Here is a 16,425-nt window from a genome sequence, read left to right on the forward strand (position 1 = left end):
GGCTTATTCCCCCTTCAGCGCGCGGGTGATCTGGCCGATGCGCCCGTTCAGGAACGACAGGGTCGTCTGATACTGGACGGCATTCTCGGCGAAGGCGGTCTGCTCCTCGTTGAGCTCGACCGTGTTGCCATCCATCGAGGTCTGCAGCGGCACGCGATATTTGGTCGCGGCGTCGAGACTGCCGTTGCCGTCCTGCTCCATCGACGCGAGCGCCGACTTGAAGTCGATGTCCTTGGCCTTGAAGCCGGGGGTCGAGGCGTTGGCGATGTTCGACGCCAGGACGCCCATGCGCTGGCCGCGCACTTCGAGGGCGGCACCATGGACTCCGAACAAACTCTCTGCGGCCATCGGCCCAAATCTCCGGCGCACCATTGCGCTGCCCGGACCTAAGCAACCGCCGTGCCAGTTTTCGATTCCGGCCGGTGGCAGGCGATTTTTTCAGCCACGGCAAGGCGACCACGAGGGAACGGCAAGGCGGCCGGCAAACGCTTGCCGGGGATTGCCGGGGAGCGGCAAAGGCTGCCGGATGACGGCGCGGATGGTGTTGCGGGGGTTTACCATTTTCGACGCGCGCACATGGGGATCGCACCCGTTTGCCCCACCCCATCTCCGTCTTGTCAGCCTTTGCCCTCCTCGTCATCCCGGCGAAAGCCGGGACCCATGGACGCGGTTCGCTGGTGTTGGCGCGCGCCATGAGCCGATCGCAGCCATGGGTCCCGGCTTTCGCCGGGATGACGACTAGAGAGGGACCATACAAACTGGCCCGCCCCTTGCATCGGCACGCGCATGTTGATCGCCCAGCTCTTCGATCCCGTCGCGCTTGCCATCGTCGGCGGCGGGACGGTCCTTGCCGCGGTGTTGCGCGCGCCGTTGCGCGACGCGCTCGGTGCGGTGTCGGCGTTGCGCGTGCTCGCGCGGCGGCCGTTCCGTGCCGATGCGCTGCTCGACCAGGTCGCCGCGCAGGCGCGGATCGCCAAGCGCCACGGTGTCGTCGCGCTCGATCGCTCGGTGATCGCCGACCCCGATGTCGCCGCCGCGATCGCCGCGATCGTCGATGGCGGCAATCCGCGCGAGGTCGAGGCGCTGCTGCGCTATCATCGCCAGGCGCGCATCGCGCGGCATGTCGCGATCGCCGAAGTCTGGTCGTCCGCCGCCGAGGCGGCGCCGGCGATGGGGATGGTCGGCACGCTGATCGGCCTCGCCAGCATGTTCGCCAGCATGACCGACCCCAAGGCGATCGGCGGGGCGATGGCGATCGCACTGCTCGCGACGCTCTACGGTGCGCTGCTCGCCAATCTGGTGCTCACCCCGATCTGCCATCGCCTGCGCGCCGCCGGCCGGATCGAGGCGTTCGAGCGCGCGCGGATCGAGGCGCCGCTGCTCGCGCTCGCGCTGCGCGAGACGCCCCGCCATCCCCTGCAGAGCGTCGCATGACCGGCGACGCCTTCTACCCGCCCTCGCCGCCGGCCAAGCCGCTGTGGCTGGTGACGCTCGCCGACCTCGCATTGCTGCTGGTCGGCTTCTTCGTGCTGATCCAGGCGAGCGAAAAGCCGCGCGCGATCACCGATGCGCTGCGCCAGAGCTTCGGCGGCGCGCCGGCGCCCGCGGCGCTGCCGGTGATGGCCGCCGGCCTGTTCGACTTCGCACCCGGCAGCGCGACCTTGCCGGACAGTCCCGCCACGGTGATCGCCTGGGCGCGCGAGGCGGTGCGCGATCCGCGCGTCGCGCTGACCGTGACCGGATCGACCGACGGCAGCGCCGCCGACGTCGATCGCGCCACCGGCAGCGCCACCTTGCTCGCGGCCGATCGCGCGCGCAGCCTCGCCGCGGCGCTCGCCCCGGTCGGCCCGCGGATCACCGTCACCACCAGTCCCCATCCCGGCCGCCGCGCCGCGATCGTCACGCTCGCCTTCGTCGGCGAACAATCCAGCACGGACCATCAGCCATGATCTTCCTTCCCCTGCTTCTCGCCGCCGGTGGCGCGGTCGCCTTCCAGGACATCGGCGGGCTCGACCGCGCCGTGTCCGCCTTTACCAGCCGTCCGATCGGCGCCGAGGGCGGCGCGCGGACCGCGATCGACAGCCGGCTGCGGCTCGCGCCCTGTTCCACCGTCGCGCTGGCGTGGCGGACCGAGGCGCACGACGCCGTCGTCGTCTCCTGTTCGGGGCCGGACTGGCGTATCTTCGTCCCGGTGATCCGCCCGGCCGCCGCTGCGGCACCGGCCGGTGCCGCCCGCCCGATGACCGTCGCCGCCAAGGCCGAACCGGTGATCCGTCGCGGCGACCCGGTGGTGATCGAGGCGGGGTCGAACGGCTTCTCGATCAGCCGCGAGGGGGTCGCGATGGGCGACGCCGCGCCGGGCGGCCGCTTCATGGTGAAGGTCGACGATGCCAAGGGCCCGGTGCAGGCGATCGCGCTGGAAAGCGGCCGCGCCACCCTGCCCGGCTGGGGTGAATGAGCCGGCGCGCGTGACCGTCGAATCTTTTTTGCTAAAGCCAGGGTGCAGTCGGCCGTTTATCCTCATGTCAGGCAACACAGATAGGTGCGGACATGGTGGACTCGATCGGCTCAACGCCGCTGAACGGAAGTGGAAGCGTTTCGCGCGTCGCCGCCCCAGCGGCTGCGCCGGCGGTGCAGCCCGCATTGCAACAGGCGGCGCAACAGGCCCCCGCGGCGAACACCGCGACGCAATTGACCAATCTCGCCAGGACGCTCGCGGCCGAACCGCCGATCGACAGCGACCGCGTCGACGAGATCAAGAAGGCGATCCAGAACGGCTCGTTCCCGATCCTGCCGGCGACGATCGCCGACCGGCTCCTCGCACTCCGGCTGAACTGGGATGGCCATGACGCGGCGTGATGCCCTCATCAAGGTGATCGACTCGCTGCATGCCGAGATCGAGGCGCTCAAGACCAACAACGTCACCGCGCTCGAGCGGGCGACGCAGGAAAAGCTCGCCGGCATCGAACAGGTCGCCGCGCTCGGCACCGGCCCGGCCGGCGACGACCTGCGCGCGCTCGCCGAAGAGGCGAACCGGCTGAACGAGACCTGCCGGATCTACGTCAATCTGATGGCGGCAAATGTTCGCCGCCGCCTGCAACTTCTGACCGGCGATGCCGGCCACGGCTTCCGCCCGACGATGGTGTCGGCCTACGCGTGACCCGATCGCCCCTTCACGGGGGCATCTGGGCAGAACTGGCACGGTCCTTGCTGATCACACCTGCAACAACTGGGGTGTGCTTTCTTCGCAATGACCGTCAATCCGATTACCTCCGGCCGGGTGCAGTCCGCGATCGCGCTTGCGAGCAGCAAGACGGGCGTGGACTTCGACTATCTGCTCGGTCAGGCCAAGATCGAGAGCGGTCTCAACGCCAATGCGCGCGCCGGCACCTCGTCGGCGTCGGGCCTGTACCAGTTCGTCGAGCAGAGCTGGCTCGCAGTCGTCAAGAAACATGGCGCCGAGCACGGCATGGCCTGGGCCGCCGACAGCATCGGCCAGTCGCATGGCCATTTCACCGTCGGCGATCCCGCCACCCGCTCGGCGATCCTCGCGCTGCGCAACGACCCCACCGCCGCCTCGCTGATGGCGGCCGAACATGCCTCCGACAACAAGGACGTGCTCGAGGGGACGCTCGGCCGCTCCGCCAACGGCACCGACCTCTATATGGCGCATTTCCTCGGCCTCGGCGGCGCCAAGAAGTTCCTCTCGGCGATGCAGAACAATCCGGGCGCCTCGGCGGCGTCGCTGTTCCCGCAGGCCGCCGGCGCCAATCGCTCGATCTTCTACGCCGGCAACGGCCAGCCGCGCTCGCTCGAAGCGATCTACCAGAGGTTCGCCGACAAGCTCGGCGCGGCGAGCGACAGCACGACCGAAACGCGCAAGGCCAACCTCGCCTTCGCCGCGCAGGCGCTCGACATGGACGGATCGACCGTCGTCACCGGCGGCAATGAAAGCGCCGAGGATGCGCTCGCCTGGGCGTCGCGCGCGATGGGCCAGATGGGGGGCCGGCTCAACACCAACCCGACCTCGGCGAACGCGCTGCTGCGCCCGTCGCCGAACAACGCAAGGCTCGCCTATATGATGCTCGCCAGCATGGGGGGGCGCTGAGGTGAACAAGCTCCTTGCGTCCGGCCGCGGCGCGGCGCTGCCGCTCGCCATCCTGCTGCTCGTCGTCGTGATGGTCGTGCCGATCCCGGCCTTCCTGCTCGACATCTTCTTCGTCGCCAATATCGCGATCAGCCTCGCGGTGCTGATGGTGTCGCTCAACGCGCAGAAGCCGCTCGACTTCTCGTCCTTCCCGACGGTGCTGCTGTTCGCCACCCTGTTCCGCCTCGGCCTCAACGTCGCCTCGACCCGCATCGTGCTGGTCCACGGCCACGAGGGCGAGAGCGCGGCGGGCCACGTCATCGAGGCGTTCGGCACCTTCCTGATCGGCGGCGACTATGTCGTCGGCATCTTCGTCTTCGCGATCCTGATGATCATCAACCTGATCGTCGTCACCAAGGGCGCCGGCCGCGTGTCGGAAGTCTCGGCGCGTTTCACGCTCGACGCGCTGCCGGGCAAGCAGATGGCGATCGACGCCGATCTCAACGCCGGCCTCATCACCCCCGACGACGCCAAGAAGCGCCGCGTCGAAGTGGCGACCGAGGCCGATTTCTACGGCTCGATGGACGGTTCGTCGAAGTTCGTGAAGGGCGACGCGGTCGCCGCGATGCTGATCCTCGCCGCCAACGTGGTGGGCGGGCTGATCCTCGGCCCGGTCAGCCACGGCATGACCATCGCTGCCGCAGCGAAAAGCTATATCCTGCTCGCGATCGGCGACGCGCTCGTCGCGCAGCTGCCGTCCCTGATGCTCTCGATCGCCGCCGCCGCGATCGTCACCCGCGTGTCGTCGGACAAGGATCTCGCCGGCCAGATCGGCGGCCAGTTCGGGTCCCCGCGCACCTGGACCCCGGTCGCGGTGATCCTCGGCCTGCTCGGCCTGCTGCCCGGCATGCCGCATCTCGTCATCCTCACGGCTGCGGGGATCGCCGGCTTTGCGGCATGGAAGCTGCGCCAGATCGAACGCCGCCCGCTCGTCGAGGCGACCCCCGCGGTCGCCGAGGAGCCCGCCGACCCGTCGAAGATCGGCTGGGACGAGGTCACCGACGGCATGCAGGTCAATTTCGACATCGGCTATGGCCTGGTGCCGCTGGTCGATCCGCGCCGCGGCGCACCGCTGATGGGCCGGATCACCGGCGTCCGCCGCCAGCTGTCGCGCGAACTCGGTTTCGTCGTGCCGCAATGCCGCGTCCGCGACGACATCAACCTCGCGCCCTACACCTATCGCATCCTGATCAACGGCGTCGTGCTCGGCGAGGATCAGGTGTCGCCCGACGAGATGCTCGCGCTCGACACCGGCCAGGCCTATGGCTCGCTCAGCGGCAAGAAGGCGAAGGATCCGACCTTCGGCCTTGACGCGACGTGGATCCCGTCGGGCGACGCCGATGCGGCGACCGGCGCGGGCTTCCTCGTCGTCGATGCCGGCACCGTCATGGCGACGCATCTCAACCATCTGCTCGGCGCCAACGCCACCGACCTGCTCGGCCCGGACGAGGTCCAGTCGCTGCTCGACGGGCTCAAGGAACGCGCGGCGCAGCTCGTCGCCTCGCTCACTCCCAATCCGCTGCCGCTCACCACCCTCACCCAGGTCCTTAAGGGCCTGCTTGCGGAGAACATTCCGTTGAAGGAATTCCGTCGCATCGCCCAGGCGATCGCGGTCGCCGCCACGCGCAGCGCCGACGCCGAGGAAATCGTCGAACTGATCCGGCCCGAACTCGGCCCGCTGATCATCCAGAAACTGTGCGGCGTGCGCGAGCCGCTGCGCGTGATGACGCTCGACGGCCAGCTCGAAGGGCTGCTCGGCCAGGCGGCCCGCGCCGACCAGTCGCGCCGCCACGTCATCGAGCCCGATCTCGGCCGCCGCATCGTCGATGCCTTGCAGGAGGCGGCGCAGCCGCTGATCGCCGAGGCCAAGCCGTTCGCGCTCGTTGTCCAGCCGGCGATCCGCCTCGCGATCCGCAAGCTGGTGAAGACGGTGCTGCCCGACACGCCGGTGCTCTCCTTCTTCGAGGTGCCGGAAGAAAAGGCGGTCGAGGTCGTCGCGGTGATCGGCCAGCAGCATCAGGCGCTGGCGGCATGAGCATGGAGCCGATGAAACAGGTGTTCGCCCCCGCCACGCCCGCGCCCGCCACGCTGGTGCCGCAAGGACCGCTCACTTATTCGCGCGTCACCCGCCCGGGCGGCGATCAGGAGGCGATGATCCGGCAATATCTGCCGCTGGTCCGCCGCATCGCGTGGCACGTCCACGGCTCGATGAGCTCGATCGTCGAGGTCGAGGACCTTGTTCAGATCGGCCTCGTCGCCTTGGTCGAGGCGATCGGCCACGCCGCCGAACAGGGCGCGCAATTCCGCGCCTATCTGCAAACCCGGCTGCGCGGCGCGATGATCGACGAATTGCGGCGGCAGGCGACGACGACGCGCGGCGCGATGCGGCGGCGGCGGCAATATCATGCCGCGGTGGCAACGCTGACGGTAAGCACCGGCCGCGCCCCCGACGAGGCGGCGCTGGCGAAGGAACTGGGAGTGACGGTGGAGAAGCTGCGCGCCGATTACGAGACCGCCGATGCGGTCCGGTTCGAATCGATGGACGAGGTCTATGCCGACGATCTGCCGTGGTTCGCCGACGACACGCCCGACGCCTTCGAGCAACTCGCGGAGAGCGACCTGCGCGACACGCTGATCGCCGCGATCACCGCCTTGCCCGAGCGCGAGGCGCTGGTGGTGCAGCTCTTCTACGTCGAGGAACTCAACCTCGAGGAGATCGGCCAGGTGATCGGCGTCGGCGCGGCGCGCGTTTGCCAGATCAAGGCCGCCGCACATGCGAAATTGAAGAAGGCGCTGGCACGGAAGGTATAATTCCTCCCCGGCACGGGGAGGGGGACCGCCACGCGCAAGCGTGGCGGTGGAGGGGGGTCACCGCGGGCGCGTCGCGCGTGGAAGCCCCCCTCCGTCGCCGCTACGCGGCGCCACCTCCCCGTGCCGGGGAGGAATGCTTACGCCGCCACCGCCTTGGACCGCGCCGCGAAGCTCTTGCGCAGCTTCTGCAGCTTCGGCGGGATCACCGCCATGCAATAGGGGTTGGAACGGCCCGAGGTCTCCCAATAATCCTGATGATAGCCCTCGGCGGGATACCAGGTCGCCATCGGCTCGATCGTCGTGACGATCGGCTTGGCCGAATCCGCCTGCGCCCGCTCGATCGCCGCCCGCATCTCCGCCTCCTGCGCCTCGTCGGCCGGGAACATCGCCGAACGATATTGCGTGCCGACGTCATTGCCCTGCCGGTTGAGCTGCGTCGGATCGTGCGTCGCGAAGAAGATGTCGAGCAGGTCGCCGAGCTGCAACTGCTCGGGATCGAAGCCGATGCGGATCGCCTCGGCATGGCCGGTGTCGCCGCCGCAGACCTGCTTGTAGGTCGGATCGGGGACCGAACCGCCGATATAGCCGCTCTCGACGCTCTCGACCCCGATCACATCCTTGAACACCGCCTCGGTGCACCAGAAGCAGCCGCCGGCCAGCGTCACATAATCGGTCATAATAGTCTCCTTTGCGCCGATGTAGGAACGCGGTAGGGCGCGCGAAAGACGGGAGATCAGACGATGGCGTTCCAGGGTAAGGTGATGGTGACCGGCGGCGCCGGCTATATCGGCAGCCATGCGGTGCTCGCATTGCTCGACGCGGGCTATGACGTCGTCGTCGTCGACAATCTCGTCACCGGCTTCGACTGGGCGGTCGATCCGCGCGCCACGCTGGTGCAGGCCAATATCGAGGATGACGCCGCCGTCCGCGCGACGATCCGCGACCATCACGTCCGCGCCATCATGCATTTCGCCGGGTCGGTGGTCGTGCCCGAATCGGTCAGCGACCCGCTCAAATATTATCGCAACAACACCGCCGCGACGCGCGCGCTGCTGGAGAGCGCGGTGGTCGAGGGCGTGCCGCACTTCATCTTCTCCTCGACCGCGGCGACCTATGGCACCCCGATCAAGGTGCCGGTGCAGGAGAACGACCCGACCGTGCCGATCAACCCGTACGGCATGTCGAAGCTGATGACCGAGGCGATGCTGCGCGACGTCGCCGCGGCGCATCCGATCAATTATTGCGCGCTGCGCTATTTCAACGTCGCCGGCGCCGATCCGCAGGGCCGCTCCGGCCAGTCGACGGTCGGCGCGACGCATCTCATCAAGATCGCCGTGGAAGCGGCGACCGGCAAGCGCGAGGCGGTGTCGGTGTTCGGCACCGACTTCGACACGCCCGACGGCACCGGCGTGCGCGACTATATCCATGTCAGCGACCTCGCTGCGGCGCACGTCTCGGCGCTCGAACTGCTGATCGCCGAGCCCGCCAAGAGCCATACGCTCAATGCCGGCTACAACCGCGGCTTCTCGGTCAACGAGGTGCTCGACGCGGTCGATCGCGTCACCAACCTGACGATCCAGCGCCGCTACGAGGGCCGCCGCGCCGGCGATCCCGCCGCGCTCGTCGCCGACAATGGCGCGATCCTCGCCGCTTTGCCGTGGCGCCCGCAGCGCGACGATCTCGAAACGATCGTCAAGGATGCGCTCGCCTGGGAGCGCAAGCTCGCCGAACGCGGCTGATTGGTCGGGGGTCGGCATTTCGCCTTGATATGACGGGGGAAATGCCGGCCGCTGTCCTACACGACACGGACTTGCTATCGACGCAGCGCCAAGTCGCGCTCTTTCTCATTGGTGCAGAAATGGAAACGATAGGGCTGGATCGTTTCCGTTAAGGTGTCCAACTTGTCCACGTTGCCCCAATTCGGCCACAATGTAGAACGGATCGACAGTCAGCTCGTGACTATAGCAAATCCTCCCCCGCCAGGGGGAGGTGGCAGGCCGAAGGCCTGACGGAGGGGGAGGTACGCGACACCTCTGTTCCGTGTCCTCCCCCTCCGTCACGGCTTCGCCGCGCCACCTCCCCCTGGCGGGGGAGGAATTCGTTAAGGCCGCAAATGTCGATACGTCTTAGCGCTCGCCACCGATCGCCACCCGCGCCCGCGCGGTGGCGGTCCACCAGCCCAGCGCCCAGAGCGTTCCGAAGCTCCAGCCGGCGATGACGTCGCTCGGCCAATGGACGCCGAGATAGACGCGGCTGCACCCGATCGCGCCGACCAACAGCACCGCGACGACGAGCAGATAGCGTCGCGCCGCCCGATCCGGGGTCACCTGTCCGGCGAGCGAGGCGAGCGTCAGATAAACCACCGCGCTCGACGTCGCATGGCCGCTCGGGAAGCTGTAGCCGCTCGCGTCGACCAGATGCGGCACGAGGTCGGGCCGCGCGCGCAGCACCACGCCCTTGACCGCATCGACCACCCAGCCGCCGGTCAGGCTGGCGAGCACCGTCGCCAGCGCGGTCAGCCAGAGCCGCTGGATCAGCAGGAAGCCGGCGACGATCACCACGATCACGGTCAGCACCACCCCGCCGCCGAGCGCGGTGATGTCGCTCGCCACCTTGGGCAGCCACGCCGGCCCGCCCCATGCCCGCGCGCCGACGATGATCGCACGGTCGAAAGCGAAGGGATAGCGGCTCGTCGCGAAGGCGCCGACCAGCAGGATCATGAGCCCGACCGCGATCAGCGCGATCCCGGCGAGCAGCGGCGGCAGGCGCCGCGCGCCGACGGAGGTTGGTTCGGTCATCGACCGGTCCGAACGCCCGACGCCGCCGCCGGTGCCGTCAGCGCTGCGCGACGAGCCCGTGACGGCGGCCGTAGGCGAGATAGACGACCAGCCCGATCGCGTTCCAGCCGAGGAAGCGCAGCAGCGTCGCCTGCGGCAGGCTCCACAGCAGATAGAGGCAGCCGAGCACCGCAAGCGTGCCGACGACGAACGGCGCCGGACAGCGGAACAGCCGCTTCGCCTCCGGGGCGGTTCGGCGCAGCACCATCATACATGCCGCCACCGCGATGAACGCGAGCAACGTCCCGGCATTGGCGAGTTCGGCGATCTCGTCGAGCCGGAAGACCCCCGCGACCAGCGCGATCGACACGCCGGTCAGCAATGTGATCCGCACCGGCGCGCCGGTGCGCGGGCTCAATGTCGCGAGGCTGCGCGGGAGGAGCCCGTCGCGCGCCATGGTGAAGAAGATCCGGCTCTGCCCGTACATCATGACGAGGATCACCGAGGGCAGCGCGATCACCGCGGCGAGCGCGATCAGATGGCCCGCGAACGGCCGACCGAGCGAGCGCAGCACCAGCGCGAGCGGTTCGGCGGAATGCGCGAGCTGCGTGAACGGCAGCGCGCCGACCGCGGCGACCGCGACCGCCATATAGATCAGCGTGCATGCGAGCATTGACCCGACGATGCCGATGGTCAGGTCGCGACCGGGGTTCTTCGCCTCCTCCGCCGAGGTGGCGACCGCATCGAAGCCGTAGAAGGCGAAGAAGACGATCGCCGCCGCCGCCATCACGCCGCGCTTGGTGCCGCCGCTCTCCACCGAGCCGAAGCCATAGGGCATGAACGGGTGGAGGTTGTCCGCGTCGAACGCCGGCAGCGCGAAGCCGACGAAGATCGCCAGCGCGGTCAGCTTGACGACGACGAGGACGATGTTGAGCGTCGCGCTTTCGCGCGTGCCGAGCAGCAGCAGCCCCATCACGCCGAGCGCAACGAGCACCGCGGGCAGGTTGAGGAGCCCGCCGCCATGCGGCCCGGCGAGCAGCAGCGCCGGCAGGTGCACCCCCGCCGATTCGATCCAGCCGACCAGATAGCCCGCCCAGCCGACCGCGACGGTCGAACAGGCGAGCGAATATTCGAGGATCAGGCTCCAGCCGACCACCCAGGCGACCGTCTCGCCGAGCGCGGCATAGCTGAACGTATAGGCGCTGCCCGCCGCGGGGATCATCGTCGCCAGCTCGGCATAAGCGAGCGCGGCGCAGGCGCAGACCGCCCCGGCGATCGCGAAGGCGAGGATCACCGCCGGTCCGGCGCGCTCGGCGCCCACCCCGGTCAGCGTGTAGATGCCGGTGCCGACGATCGCGCCCACCCCCAGCGCGATCAGATGCGGCCACGACAGCGTCTTGGCGAGCGCCTGTCCGGCGTCGTGGCGCAAGACGGCGTCGAGCGATTTGCGCGGCCCCAACATGATCGTGTCCCCCGTTGTGATGATGATGCCGTCAGCGGGCGGCGAACTGCTCCCGCAGGTCGGCGAGCGTCGCGCCGATATGGCCGGCGAGCAACGTCTCCAGCGCCGCACCGTCGCGGGCGAGAAAGGCGTCGAGCAGCGCGCGATGCTCCTGATGCGCGCGCGTCTCGCGCCCGGCGGGGGCGAGATGCGCGACGACATAGCGTTCGGCGAGGATCGACAACCGCTCGATGAGCTGCGTGGTCAGCAGCCGACCGCCCGGGCGGACCAGCGCGACGTGGAATTCGCGATTGCTGATCGCCACCGCGGCGAGATTGCTGCCCGCGGCACGGTCGAGCCGCTCGAACGCCTGCACCGCCGCGTCGCGCGCCGGCGGATCGGCGCAGGCGGCGGCATGAGCGGCGGCGGCGGGCTCGATCGCGAGGCGCAGCGCATAGATTTCTTCCGCCTGATCGGTGGACAGCGCGCGCACCATATAGCCGCGATTGGCCTGGCTGGTCAGCAATCCTTCCTGTTGCAGCCGCCCCAACGCCTCGCGCAGCGGGATCTTGCTCACCCCCAGTTCGGCGGCGAGCGCATCCTGCCGCAGCGGCGTGTCGGTCGCCAGCTGGCCGGTGACGATCCGTTCGCGGACGATCTCGAATACGCGTTCGGAGAGGGTGCGGATCACGATGCTCACCACATGGCGCCAAAATGCCGCGCGCTCACGTGACCTGGAATCCCTCCCAGAAGGTGTCGGTGCGATCGATCCAGATCGTGTTGAAACCGGTGGCGATCGCCGAACCCTCGATCGACGGCACGATCGCCGGCGTGTCGCCGAGCGTCGTCGCCGCCTCGACCCGGCCGACGAAGCGGCTGCCGATATAGCTTTCGTGCACGAACCGGTCGCCGACGGCGAGCACGCCCTTGGCAGCGAGATGCGCGAGCCGCGCCGAGGTACCGGTGCCGCACGGCGACCGGTCGATCGCCTTGTCGCCGTAGAATACCGCGTTGCGACCGTCCGCCCCCTCGCCCCTCGGCCGGTCGGCCCAGAGCACGTGGCTGACGCCGCGGATCGTCGGATCGAGCGGATGGACCGGCTCGAACTTGGCGCGCACCGCCGCGCGGACGCTGCGGCTGAGCGCGATGATCCGGTCGGCGCCGAGATCGTCGAGCCCGGTATAGCCGCCCTGCGGCTCGACGATCGCGTAATAGTTGCCGCCATAAGCGACGTCGACCGACAGCGGCCCGATCCCCTCGACATCGATCGCGATCCCCGTCGCCGCGACATAGGAGGGAACGTTGGTGATGCGCACCGCAGTCACCTTGTCGCCCGCCGTCTCATAGGCGATGTCGATCACCCCCGCGGGCACCTCGACGCGCAGCCGCCCCGGCGTCGCCGGCTGGATCAGCCCGTGCTCCAGCCCGAAGGTGACGATGCCGATCGTGCCGTGCCCGCACATCGGCAGGCAGCCGCTGGTCTCGATGAACAGGATGCCGATATCCGCATCCGGCATGGTCGGCGGATAGAGGAAGCCGCCCGACATCATGTCGTGACCGCGCGGCTCGAAGCACAGACCGGTGCGGATCCAGTCGAAGCGCGCCAGGAAGTCCTGACGCCGCTCCGACATGGAGGTTCCCTTGAGCAGCGGCGCCCCGCCGGCGACGAGGCGGACCGGATTGCCGGCGGTATGACCGTCGATGCAGAAGAAGGTGTGGCGCATCGCTCCGCGGCTCAGCCGAGCGCCGGCCGCGTCGCCGCCGCCTTCTCGACCATCGCGATTACCTCGGCGCGGCGCGCGCCTTCCAGCACGTAGCGCGGCGGCAGCACCCGCTCCGACCCGCGGCCCATCACCTGCTCGGCGAGCTTGATCGACTGGACGAGGTCATGCTCGGCGTCGAGGTGGAGCAAGGGCATGAACCAGCGATAGATTTCCATCGCCTTGGCGTGATCGCCACGCTCGAACGCGCGCACCAGCTCGACCGATTCCCTGGGGAAGGCGTTGGTCAGACCCGACACCCAGCCCTGCGCACCGAGGAACAAACCTTCGAGCGCGACATCGTCGAGCCCCGCGAACAGCACGTAGCGATCGCCGAAGGCGTTGCGGAAGTCGGTGAAGCGGCGCGTGTCGGGGGCCGATTCCTTAACCGCGACGATGTTCTTCACCTCGACCAGCGCGGTCAGCACCTCCTGATCGATCACGGTGCGATAGGCGGGCGGGTTGTTGTAGAGCATGATCGGCAGGCCGGTCTGCTCGGCGACGCCGCGGAAATGGTTCACCAGCTCGTGCGGCTTGGGCACATAGACCATCGGCGGCAGCAGCATCAGCCCGTCCGCCCCGGCCTTCTCCGCCGCCTGCGCATAGCGCACCGCGCGTCGCGTGTCGTATTCCGACACGCCGGTGACGACCGGCACGCGGCCTGCCACCGCCTCGACGATTGCGGTCAGCGTCGTCACCTTCTCGTCGAAATCGAGCGAATTGTTCTCGCCGACCGTCCCCAGCGCGATCACGCCGGTGACGCCGTCGCGCACCAGATCGTCGACGACGCGTTGCGTATCAGGGAGATCGATGGAAAGATCCTCGCGTACCTGGGTCGTCACCGCGGGGAAAACGCCCCTCCACCCGATCGTCATGCTGCTTGCGTCCTCTATCGTCTGTGGAATATCGTATACCAAGTCATAGAAGCGCGGCAAGGACAAGATGATGCAGCGGCAGGTCGCGATTCTCGGCGGGGGTGTGGTGGGGCTGTCGGCGGCGGTGACGCTCGCCCGCGCGGGCCATGCCGTCACCGTGATCGATCGCGATGCCGACCGGCAGGCACCGTCGTGGAACAACGCCGGCCATATCGCGGTCGAGCAGGTCGCGCCGCTCGCCTCGCCGGCGTCGGTGGCGAGCGCGTGGCGGCGCCGCTTCGCCGCGGGTGGCGCGCTCGACCTGCCGCCGGCGATGGCGCGCGACTGGCTGCGCTTCCTGCCGCGCTATCTCGCCGCGAGCCGGCCGTCGCGCTTCCGTCACGGCAGCGCCGCGCTGGGTGGCCTGCTCGCCACCGCAATGCCAGCGTGGCGGCGACTGGTCGCGGCGATCGACGCGCCTGCCTTGCTCCGCGAGGACGGCCATCTCGTCGTCTGGAACGACCGGCACAGCGCCGCGCGCGGCGCCGCGGCGTGGCACGCGGCCGACACCGGCGTCGCGACGGTCGCCGATGCGGGGCCGGACGATCGCGCCCGGATCGCCGCGGTGGCGGCAGTGCCGGTCGCCGGTGCGATCCGCTTTTCCGGCAGCGGCCAGATCGCCGATCTCGCCGCGCTCGCCGCCGCGCTGGAGGCGGCGCTGATCGCCGCCAGCGGCCGCATCGTCCGCGCCGCCGCGACGCTCACCGTCCGCGACGGCCGCGCCGCGGTCGCGGGCCATGCCGCCGATCTGGTGGTGGTCGCCGCCGGCATCGGCAGCGCGCCGCTGGTCGCCGCCGCCGGCCACGTGGCGCCGCTGATCGCCGAGCGCGGCTATCACATCCGCGCCGCCGCCGACGCCTGGCCCGCCGACTGCCCGCCGCTGGTGTTCGAGGATCGCTCGATGATCGTCACCCGCTACGCCGGTCACGTCCAGGCGTCGGGCTTCGTCGAATTCGGCAATGCCGCCGCACCGCCCGACCCGCGCAAATGGCAGCGACTGGAGGCGCAGGTGCAGGCGCTCGGGCTGGCGATGCGGCCGCCGTTCACGCGCTGGATGGGTGCGCGGCCGACCCTGCCCGACTATCTTCCCGCGATCGGCCGTTCGACCCGCGCGCCCAATCTGCTCTACGCCTTCGGCCACCAGCATCTCGGTCTGACGCTCGCGGCGACGACGGGCGAGATCGTCGCCGCGCTCGTTGCGGACCAGCCCGCGACGATCGACCTCGCCCCCTTTTCCCTGAACCGTTTCGGAGCAACACGATGACCATCGGCGGATCGACCGCAGCGGCGCAACTCGCCACCCTCGCCCCCTGGCGCGACCCGGCGCCGGTGATCGGCGCCGACGAGCGCAGCGACCGCCTCGCCCGCGCCCGCGCCGCGACCGCGGCGAGCGGCGCCGCCGCCTTGCTCGTCACCGCGGGCGCGTCGCTGCGCTATTTCACCGGCGTCGGCTGGTCGCCGACCGAGCGGCTGGTCGCGCTGCTGCTGCCGGTCGCGGGTGAGCCGATCGTGATCTGCCCGGCGTTCGAGCGCGGCTCGCTGGTCGCCGAGCTCGAGATCGCCGCCGATATCCGCTTGTGGGAGGAGGACGCGGATCCGGTCGCCCTCGTCGTCGACGCGCTGCCCGCCGGCGCGACGCTGGCGCTCGACCCGCTGCTGCCGTTCGCGGTCGCGCGGCGGCTCGGCGCGACGCTGACGGTGACCGATGGCGCCGGCATCATCGACGGGCTGCGCATGATCAAATCGCCCGCCGAGCTGGCGCTGATGGCGCAGGCCAAGGCGATGACGCTGGAGGTCCACCGCCGCACCGCGCGCATCCTCGCCCCCGGCATCCGCGCGAGCGAGGTGAAACGCTTCATCGACGACGCGCATCGCGCATTGGGCGCGCCGGGCTATACCTTCTGCGCGGTGCAGTTCGGGACCGCGACCGCCTTCCCGCACGGCCTGCCCGGCGATCAGGCGCTCGCCGACGACCAGCTCGTGCTGGTCGACACCGGCTGCGCGATCCACGGCTATCAGTCGGACATCACGCGCACCTACGCCTTCGGCCGCGTCGACGACGACATCCGTGCGACCTGGGCGCTGGAGAAGGAGGCGCAGGCCGCCGCCTTCGCCGCGGTGCGGCCCGGCGTGCCCTGCGAGGCGGTCGACGCGGCGGCGCGCGCGGTGCTGGAGCGTGCCGGGCTCGGCCCCGACTATCGCCTGCCCGGCCTGCCGCACCGCACCGGCCACGGCATCGGCCTGTCGATCCACGAGCCTGCCTATCTCGTCCGCGGCGACACGACGCCGCTGGCGCCGGGCATGTGCTTTTCCAACGAGCCGATGATCGTCGTCCCCGAGCGCTACGGCATCCGGCTGGAAGACCATTTCCACGTCACCGAGGACGGCGCCGCCTGGTTCACCGAACCGCAACCGTCGATCGACCGCCCGTTCGATCCAGAGAGTCTAACGCCCTGACGGCTCGTGACGGGGGCACGCCCACCAACCGTTCGTGCTGAGCCTGTCGAAGCACGGGAGACCAGAGGCGGCGGCATCGCTTGCGGCACCGCCCTTCGACAGGCTCAGGGCTAACGGG

At 69.6% G+C, this 16,425-nt stretch carries 18 protein-coding genes; 11 read left to right on the plus strand and 7 right to left on the minus strand.

Going from position 1 to position 16,425, the window contains the following annotated elements; translation table 11 throughout:
• Positions 1-3: 3 nt before the first annotated feature.
• A complete protein-coding gene (locus FFS23_RS03790) occupies positions 4-348 on the minus strand; it encodes a flagellar basal body rod protein FlgB (RefSeq protein ID WP_038663697.1) in 345 nt (114 codons plus the stop codon).
• A gap of 438 nt (positions 349-786) precedes the next feature.
• Here FFS23_RS03790 and FFS23_RS03795 point away from each other — a divergent pair, with 438 nt between their 5' ends.
• The 8 genes from FFS23_RS03795 (at position 787) to FFS23_RS03830 (ending at position 6,958) form a co-directional block, all read left to right on the plus strand.
• Positions 787-1,434 carry a motility protein A gene (locus FFS23_RS03795; RefSeq protein ID WP_038663701.1) on the plus strand — a complete coding sequence of 216 codons (648 nt, stop codon included), beginning with the start codon at positions 787-789 and terminating at the stop codon, positions 1,432-1,434.
• Complete coding sequence (locus FFS23_RS03800) at positions 1,431-1,949, plus strand: flagellar motor protein MotB (protein ID WP_249340507.1); 519 nt, start codon at positions 1,431-1,433, stop codon at positions 1,947-1,949. Before FFS23_RS03795 ends, FFS23_RS03800 begins: the two co-directional genes overlap by 4 nt.
• Positions 1,946-2,458, plus strand: a complete 513-nt coding sequence (locus FFS23_RS03805; RefSeq protein WP_137897513.1) for a flagella basal body P-ring formation protein FlgA — start codon at positions 1,946-1,948, stop codon at positions 2,456-2,458. Before FFS23_RS03800 ends, FFS23_RS03805 begins: the two co-directional genes overlap by 4 nt.
• A gap of 92 nt (positions 2,459-2,550) precedes the next feature.
• On the plus strand, positions 2,551-2,859 hold the full coding sequence (gene flgM / locus FFS23_RS03810; protein WP_038667299.1) for a flagellar biosynthesis anti-sigma factor FlgM: 309 nt from the start codon (positions 2,551-2,553) through the stop codon (positions 2,857-2,859).
• Entirely contained in the window at positions 2,846-3,160 is a 315-nt protein-coding gene (locus FFS23_RS03815; protein WP_171009346.1) for a flagellar protein FlgN, read from the plus strand. Before flgM ends, FFS23_RS03815 begins: the two co-directional genes overlap by 14 nt.
• Positions 3,161-3,250: 90 nt before the next feature.
• On the plus strand, positions 3,251-4,108 hold the full coding sequence (locus FFS23_RS03820) for a flagellar protein FlgJ (RefSeq protein ID WP_038663710.1): 858 nt from the start codon (positions 3,251-3,253) through the stop codon (positions 4,106-4,108).
• A 1-nt stretch (position 4,109) separates the two neighbouring features.
• Entirely contained in the window at positions 4,110-6,182 is a 2,073-nt protein-coding gene (gene flhA / locus FFS23_RS03825; protein ID WP_137897514.1) for a flagellar biosynthesis protein FlhA, read from the plus strand.
• Positions 6,179-6,958 carry a sigma-70 family RNA polymerase sigma factor gene (locus tag FFS23_RS03830; protein ID WP_137897515.1) on the plus strand — a complete coding sequence of 260 codons (780 nt, stop codon included), beginning with the start codon at positions 6,179-6,181 and terminating at the stop codon, positions 6,956-6,958. Before flhA ends, FFS23_RS03830 begins: the two co-directional genes overlap by 4 nt.
• 137 nt (positions 6,959-7,095) lie before the next feature.
• Here the strand turns inward: FFS23_RS03830 and msrA are convergent, their stop codons facing one another.
• Positions 7,096-7,635, minus strand: coding sequence for a peptide-methionine (S)-S-oxide reductase MsrA (msrA, locus tag FFS23_RS03835; RefSeq protein WP_137897516.1), 540 nt, complete (start codon positions 7,633-7,635; stop codon positions 7,096-7,098).
• A 63-nt stretch (positions 7,636-7,698) separates the two neighbouring features.
• Here msrA and galE point away from each other — a divergent pair, with 63 nt between their 5' ends.
• Positions 7,699-8,697: a UDP-glucose 4-epimerase GalE gene (gene galE / locus FFS23_RS03840; RefSeq protein ID WP_137897517.1), complete on the plus strand. Its 999-nt coding sequence runs from the start codon at positions 7,699-7,701 to the stop codon at positions 8,695-8,697.
• Between the two features lie 387 nt (positions 8,698-9,084).
• Here the strand turns inward: galE and FFS23_RS03845 are convergent, their stop codons facing one another.
• Genes FFS23_RS03845 through FFS23_RS03865 form a run of 5 tightly spaced genes read right to left on the minus strand, consistent with a single transcriptional unit; the run spans position 9,085 to position 13,811 of the window.
• Positions 9,085-9,756 carry a phosphatase PAP2 family protein gene (locus tag FFS23_RS03845; protein ID WP_137897518.1) on the minus strand — a complete coding sequence of 224 codons (672 nt, stop codon included), beginning with the start codon at positions 9,754-9,756 and terminating at the stop codon, positions 9,085-9,087.
• A gap of 37 nt (positions 9,757-9,793) precedes the next feature.
• On the minus strand, positions 9,794-11,197 hold the full coding sequence (locus tag FFS23_RS03850; RefSeq protein WP_137897519.1) for an amino acid permease: 1,404 nt from the start codon (positions 11,195-11,197) through the stop codon (positions 9,794-9,796).
• A 31-nt stretch (positions 11,198-11,228) separates the two neighbouring features.
• Entirely contained in the window at positions 11,229-11,876 is a 648-nt protein-coding gene (locus tag FFS23_RS03855; RefSeq protein WP_038667308.1) for a GntR family transcriptional regulator, read from the minus strand.
• Between the two features lie 25 nt (positions 11,877-11,901).
• The gene (locus FFS23_RS03860) at positions 11,902-12,900 is read right to left on the minus strand and encodes a 4-hydroxyproline epimerase (RefSeq protein WP_137897520.1); all 999 of its coding nucleotides are present in this window, start codon (positions 12,898-12,900) and stop codon (positions 11,902-11,904) included.
• An 11-nt stretch (positions 12,901-12,911) separates the two neighbouring features.
• Entirely contained in the window at positions 12,912-13,811 is a 900-nt protein-coding gene (locus tag FFS23_RS03865; protein WP_137897521.1) for a dihydrodipicolinate synthase family protein, read from the minus strand.
• 67 nt (positions 13,812-13,878) lie between these two features.
• Between FFS23_RS03865 and FFS23_RS03870 the strand changes: the two genes are divergently transcribed.
• Both FFS23_RS03870 and FFS23_RS03875 read left to right on the plus strand, forming a co-directional pair.
• Positions 13,879-15,114: an NAD(P)/FAD-dependent oxidoreductase gene (locus tag FFS23_RS03870; RefSeq protein ID WP_349303946.1), complete on the plus strand. Its 1,236-nt coding sequence runs from the start codon at positions 13,879-13,881 to the stop codon at positions 15,112-15,114.
• Entirely contained in the window at positions 15,111-16,307 is a 1,197-nt protein-coding gene (locus FFS23_RS03875) for a M24 family metallopeptidase (RefSeq protein ID WP_137897522.1), read from the plus strand. The genes FFS23_RS03870 and FFS23_RS03875 overlap by 4 nt, the downstream gene beginning before the upstream one ends.
• Positions 16,308-16,425 lie beyond the last annotated feature (118 nt).

This window comes from Sphingomonas sp. 2SG (genome assembly GCF_005503285.1).
Taxonomy (GTDB): Bacteria; Pseudomonadota; Alphaproteobacteria; order Sphingomonadales; family Sphingomonadaceae; genus Sphingomonas; species Sphingomonas taxi.

Bases quoted from the DNA above. Each gene is read 5' to 3' on its own strand.
- FFS23_RS03790 (WP_038663697.1), bottom strand. From the start codon at position 348: ATGGCCGCAGAGAGTTTGTTCGGAGTCCATGGTGCCGCCCTCGAAGTG.
- FFS23_RS03795 (WP_038663701.1), top strand. From the start codon at position 787: ATGTTGATCGCCCAGCTCTTCGATCCCGTCGCGCTTGCCATCGTCGGC.
- FFS23_RS03800 (WP_249340507.1), top strand. From the start codon at position 1,431: ATGACCGGCGACGCCTTCTACCCGCCCTCGCCGCCGGCCAAGCCGCTG.
- FFS23_RS03805 (WP_137897513.1), top strand. From the start codon at position 1,946: ATGATCTTCCTTCCCCTGCTTCTCGCCGCCGGTGGCGCGGTCGCCTTC.
- flgM (WP_038667299.1), top strand. From the start codon at position 2,551: ATGGTGGACTCGATCGGCTCAACGCCGCTGAACGGAAGTGGAAGCGTT.
- FFS23_RS03815 (WP_171009346.1), top strand. From the start codon at position 2,846: ATGACGCGGCGTGATGCCCTCATCAAGGTGATCGACTCGCTGCATGCC.
- FFS23_RS03820 (WP_038663710.1), top strand. From the start codon at position 3,251: ATGACCGTCAATCCGATTACCTCCGGCCGGGTGCAGTCCGCGATCGCG.
- FFS23_RS03830 (WP_137897515.1), top strand. From the start codon at position 6,179: ATGAGCATGGAGCCGATGAAACAGGTGTTCGCCCCCGCCACGCCCGCG.
- msrA (WP_137897516.1), bottom strand. From the start codon at position 7,635: ATGACCGATTATGTGACGCTGGCCGGCGGCTGCTTCTGGTGCACCGAG.
- galE (WP_137897517.1), top strand. From the start codon at position 7,699: ATGGCGTTCCAGGGTAAGGTGATGGTGACCGGCGGCGCCGGCTATATC.
- FFS23_RS03845 (WP_137897518.1), bottom strand. From the start codon at position 9,756: ATGACCGAACCAACCTCCGTCGGCGCGCGGCGCCTGCCGCCGCTGCTC.
- FFS23_RS03850 (WP_137897519.1), bottom strand. From the start codon at position 11,197: ATGTTGGGGCCGCGCAAATCGCTCGACGCCGTCTTGCGCCACGACGCC.
- FFS23_RS03860 (WP_137897520.1), bottom strand. From the start codon at position 12,900: ATGCGCCACACCTTCTTCTGCATCGACGGTCATACCGCCGGCAATCCG.
- FFS23_RS03865 (WP_137897521.1), bottom strand. From the start codon at position 13,811: ATGACGATCGGGTGGAGGGGCGTTTTCCCCGCGGTGACGACCCAGGTA.
- FFS23_RS03870 (WP_349303946.1), top strand. From the start codon at position 13,879: ATGATGCAGCGGCAGGTCGCGATTCTCGGCGGGGGTGTGGTGGGGCTG.
- FFS23_RS03875 (WP_137897522.1), top strand. From the start codon at position 15,111: ATGACCATCGGCGGATCGACCGCAGCGGCGCAACTCGCCACCCTCGCC.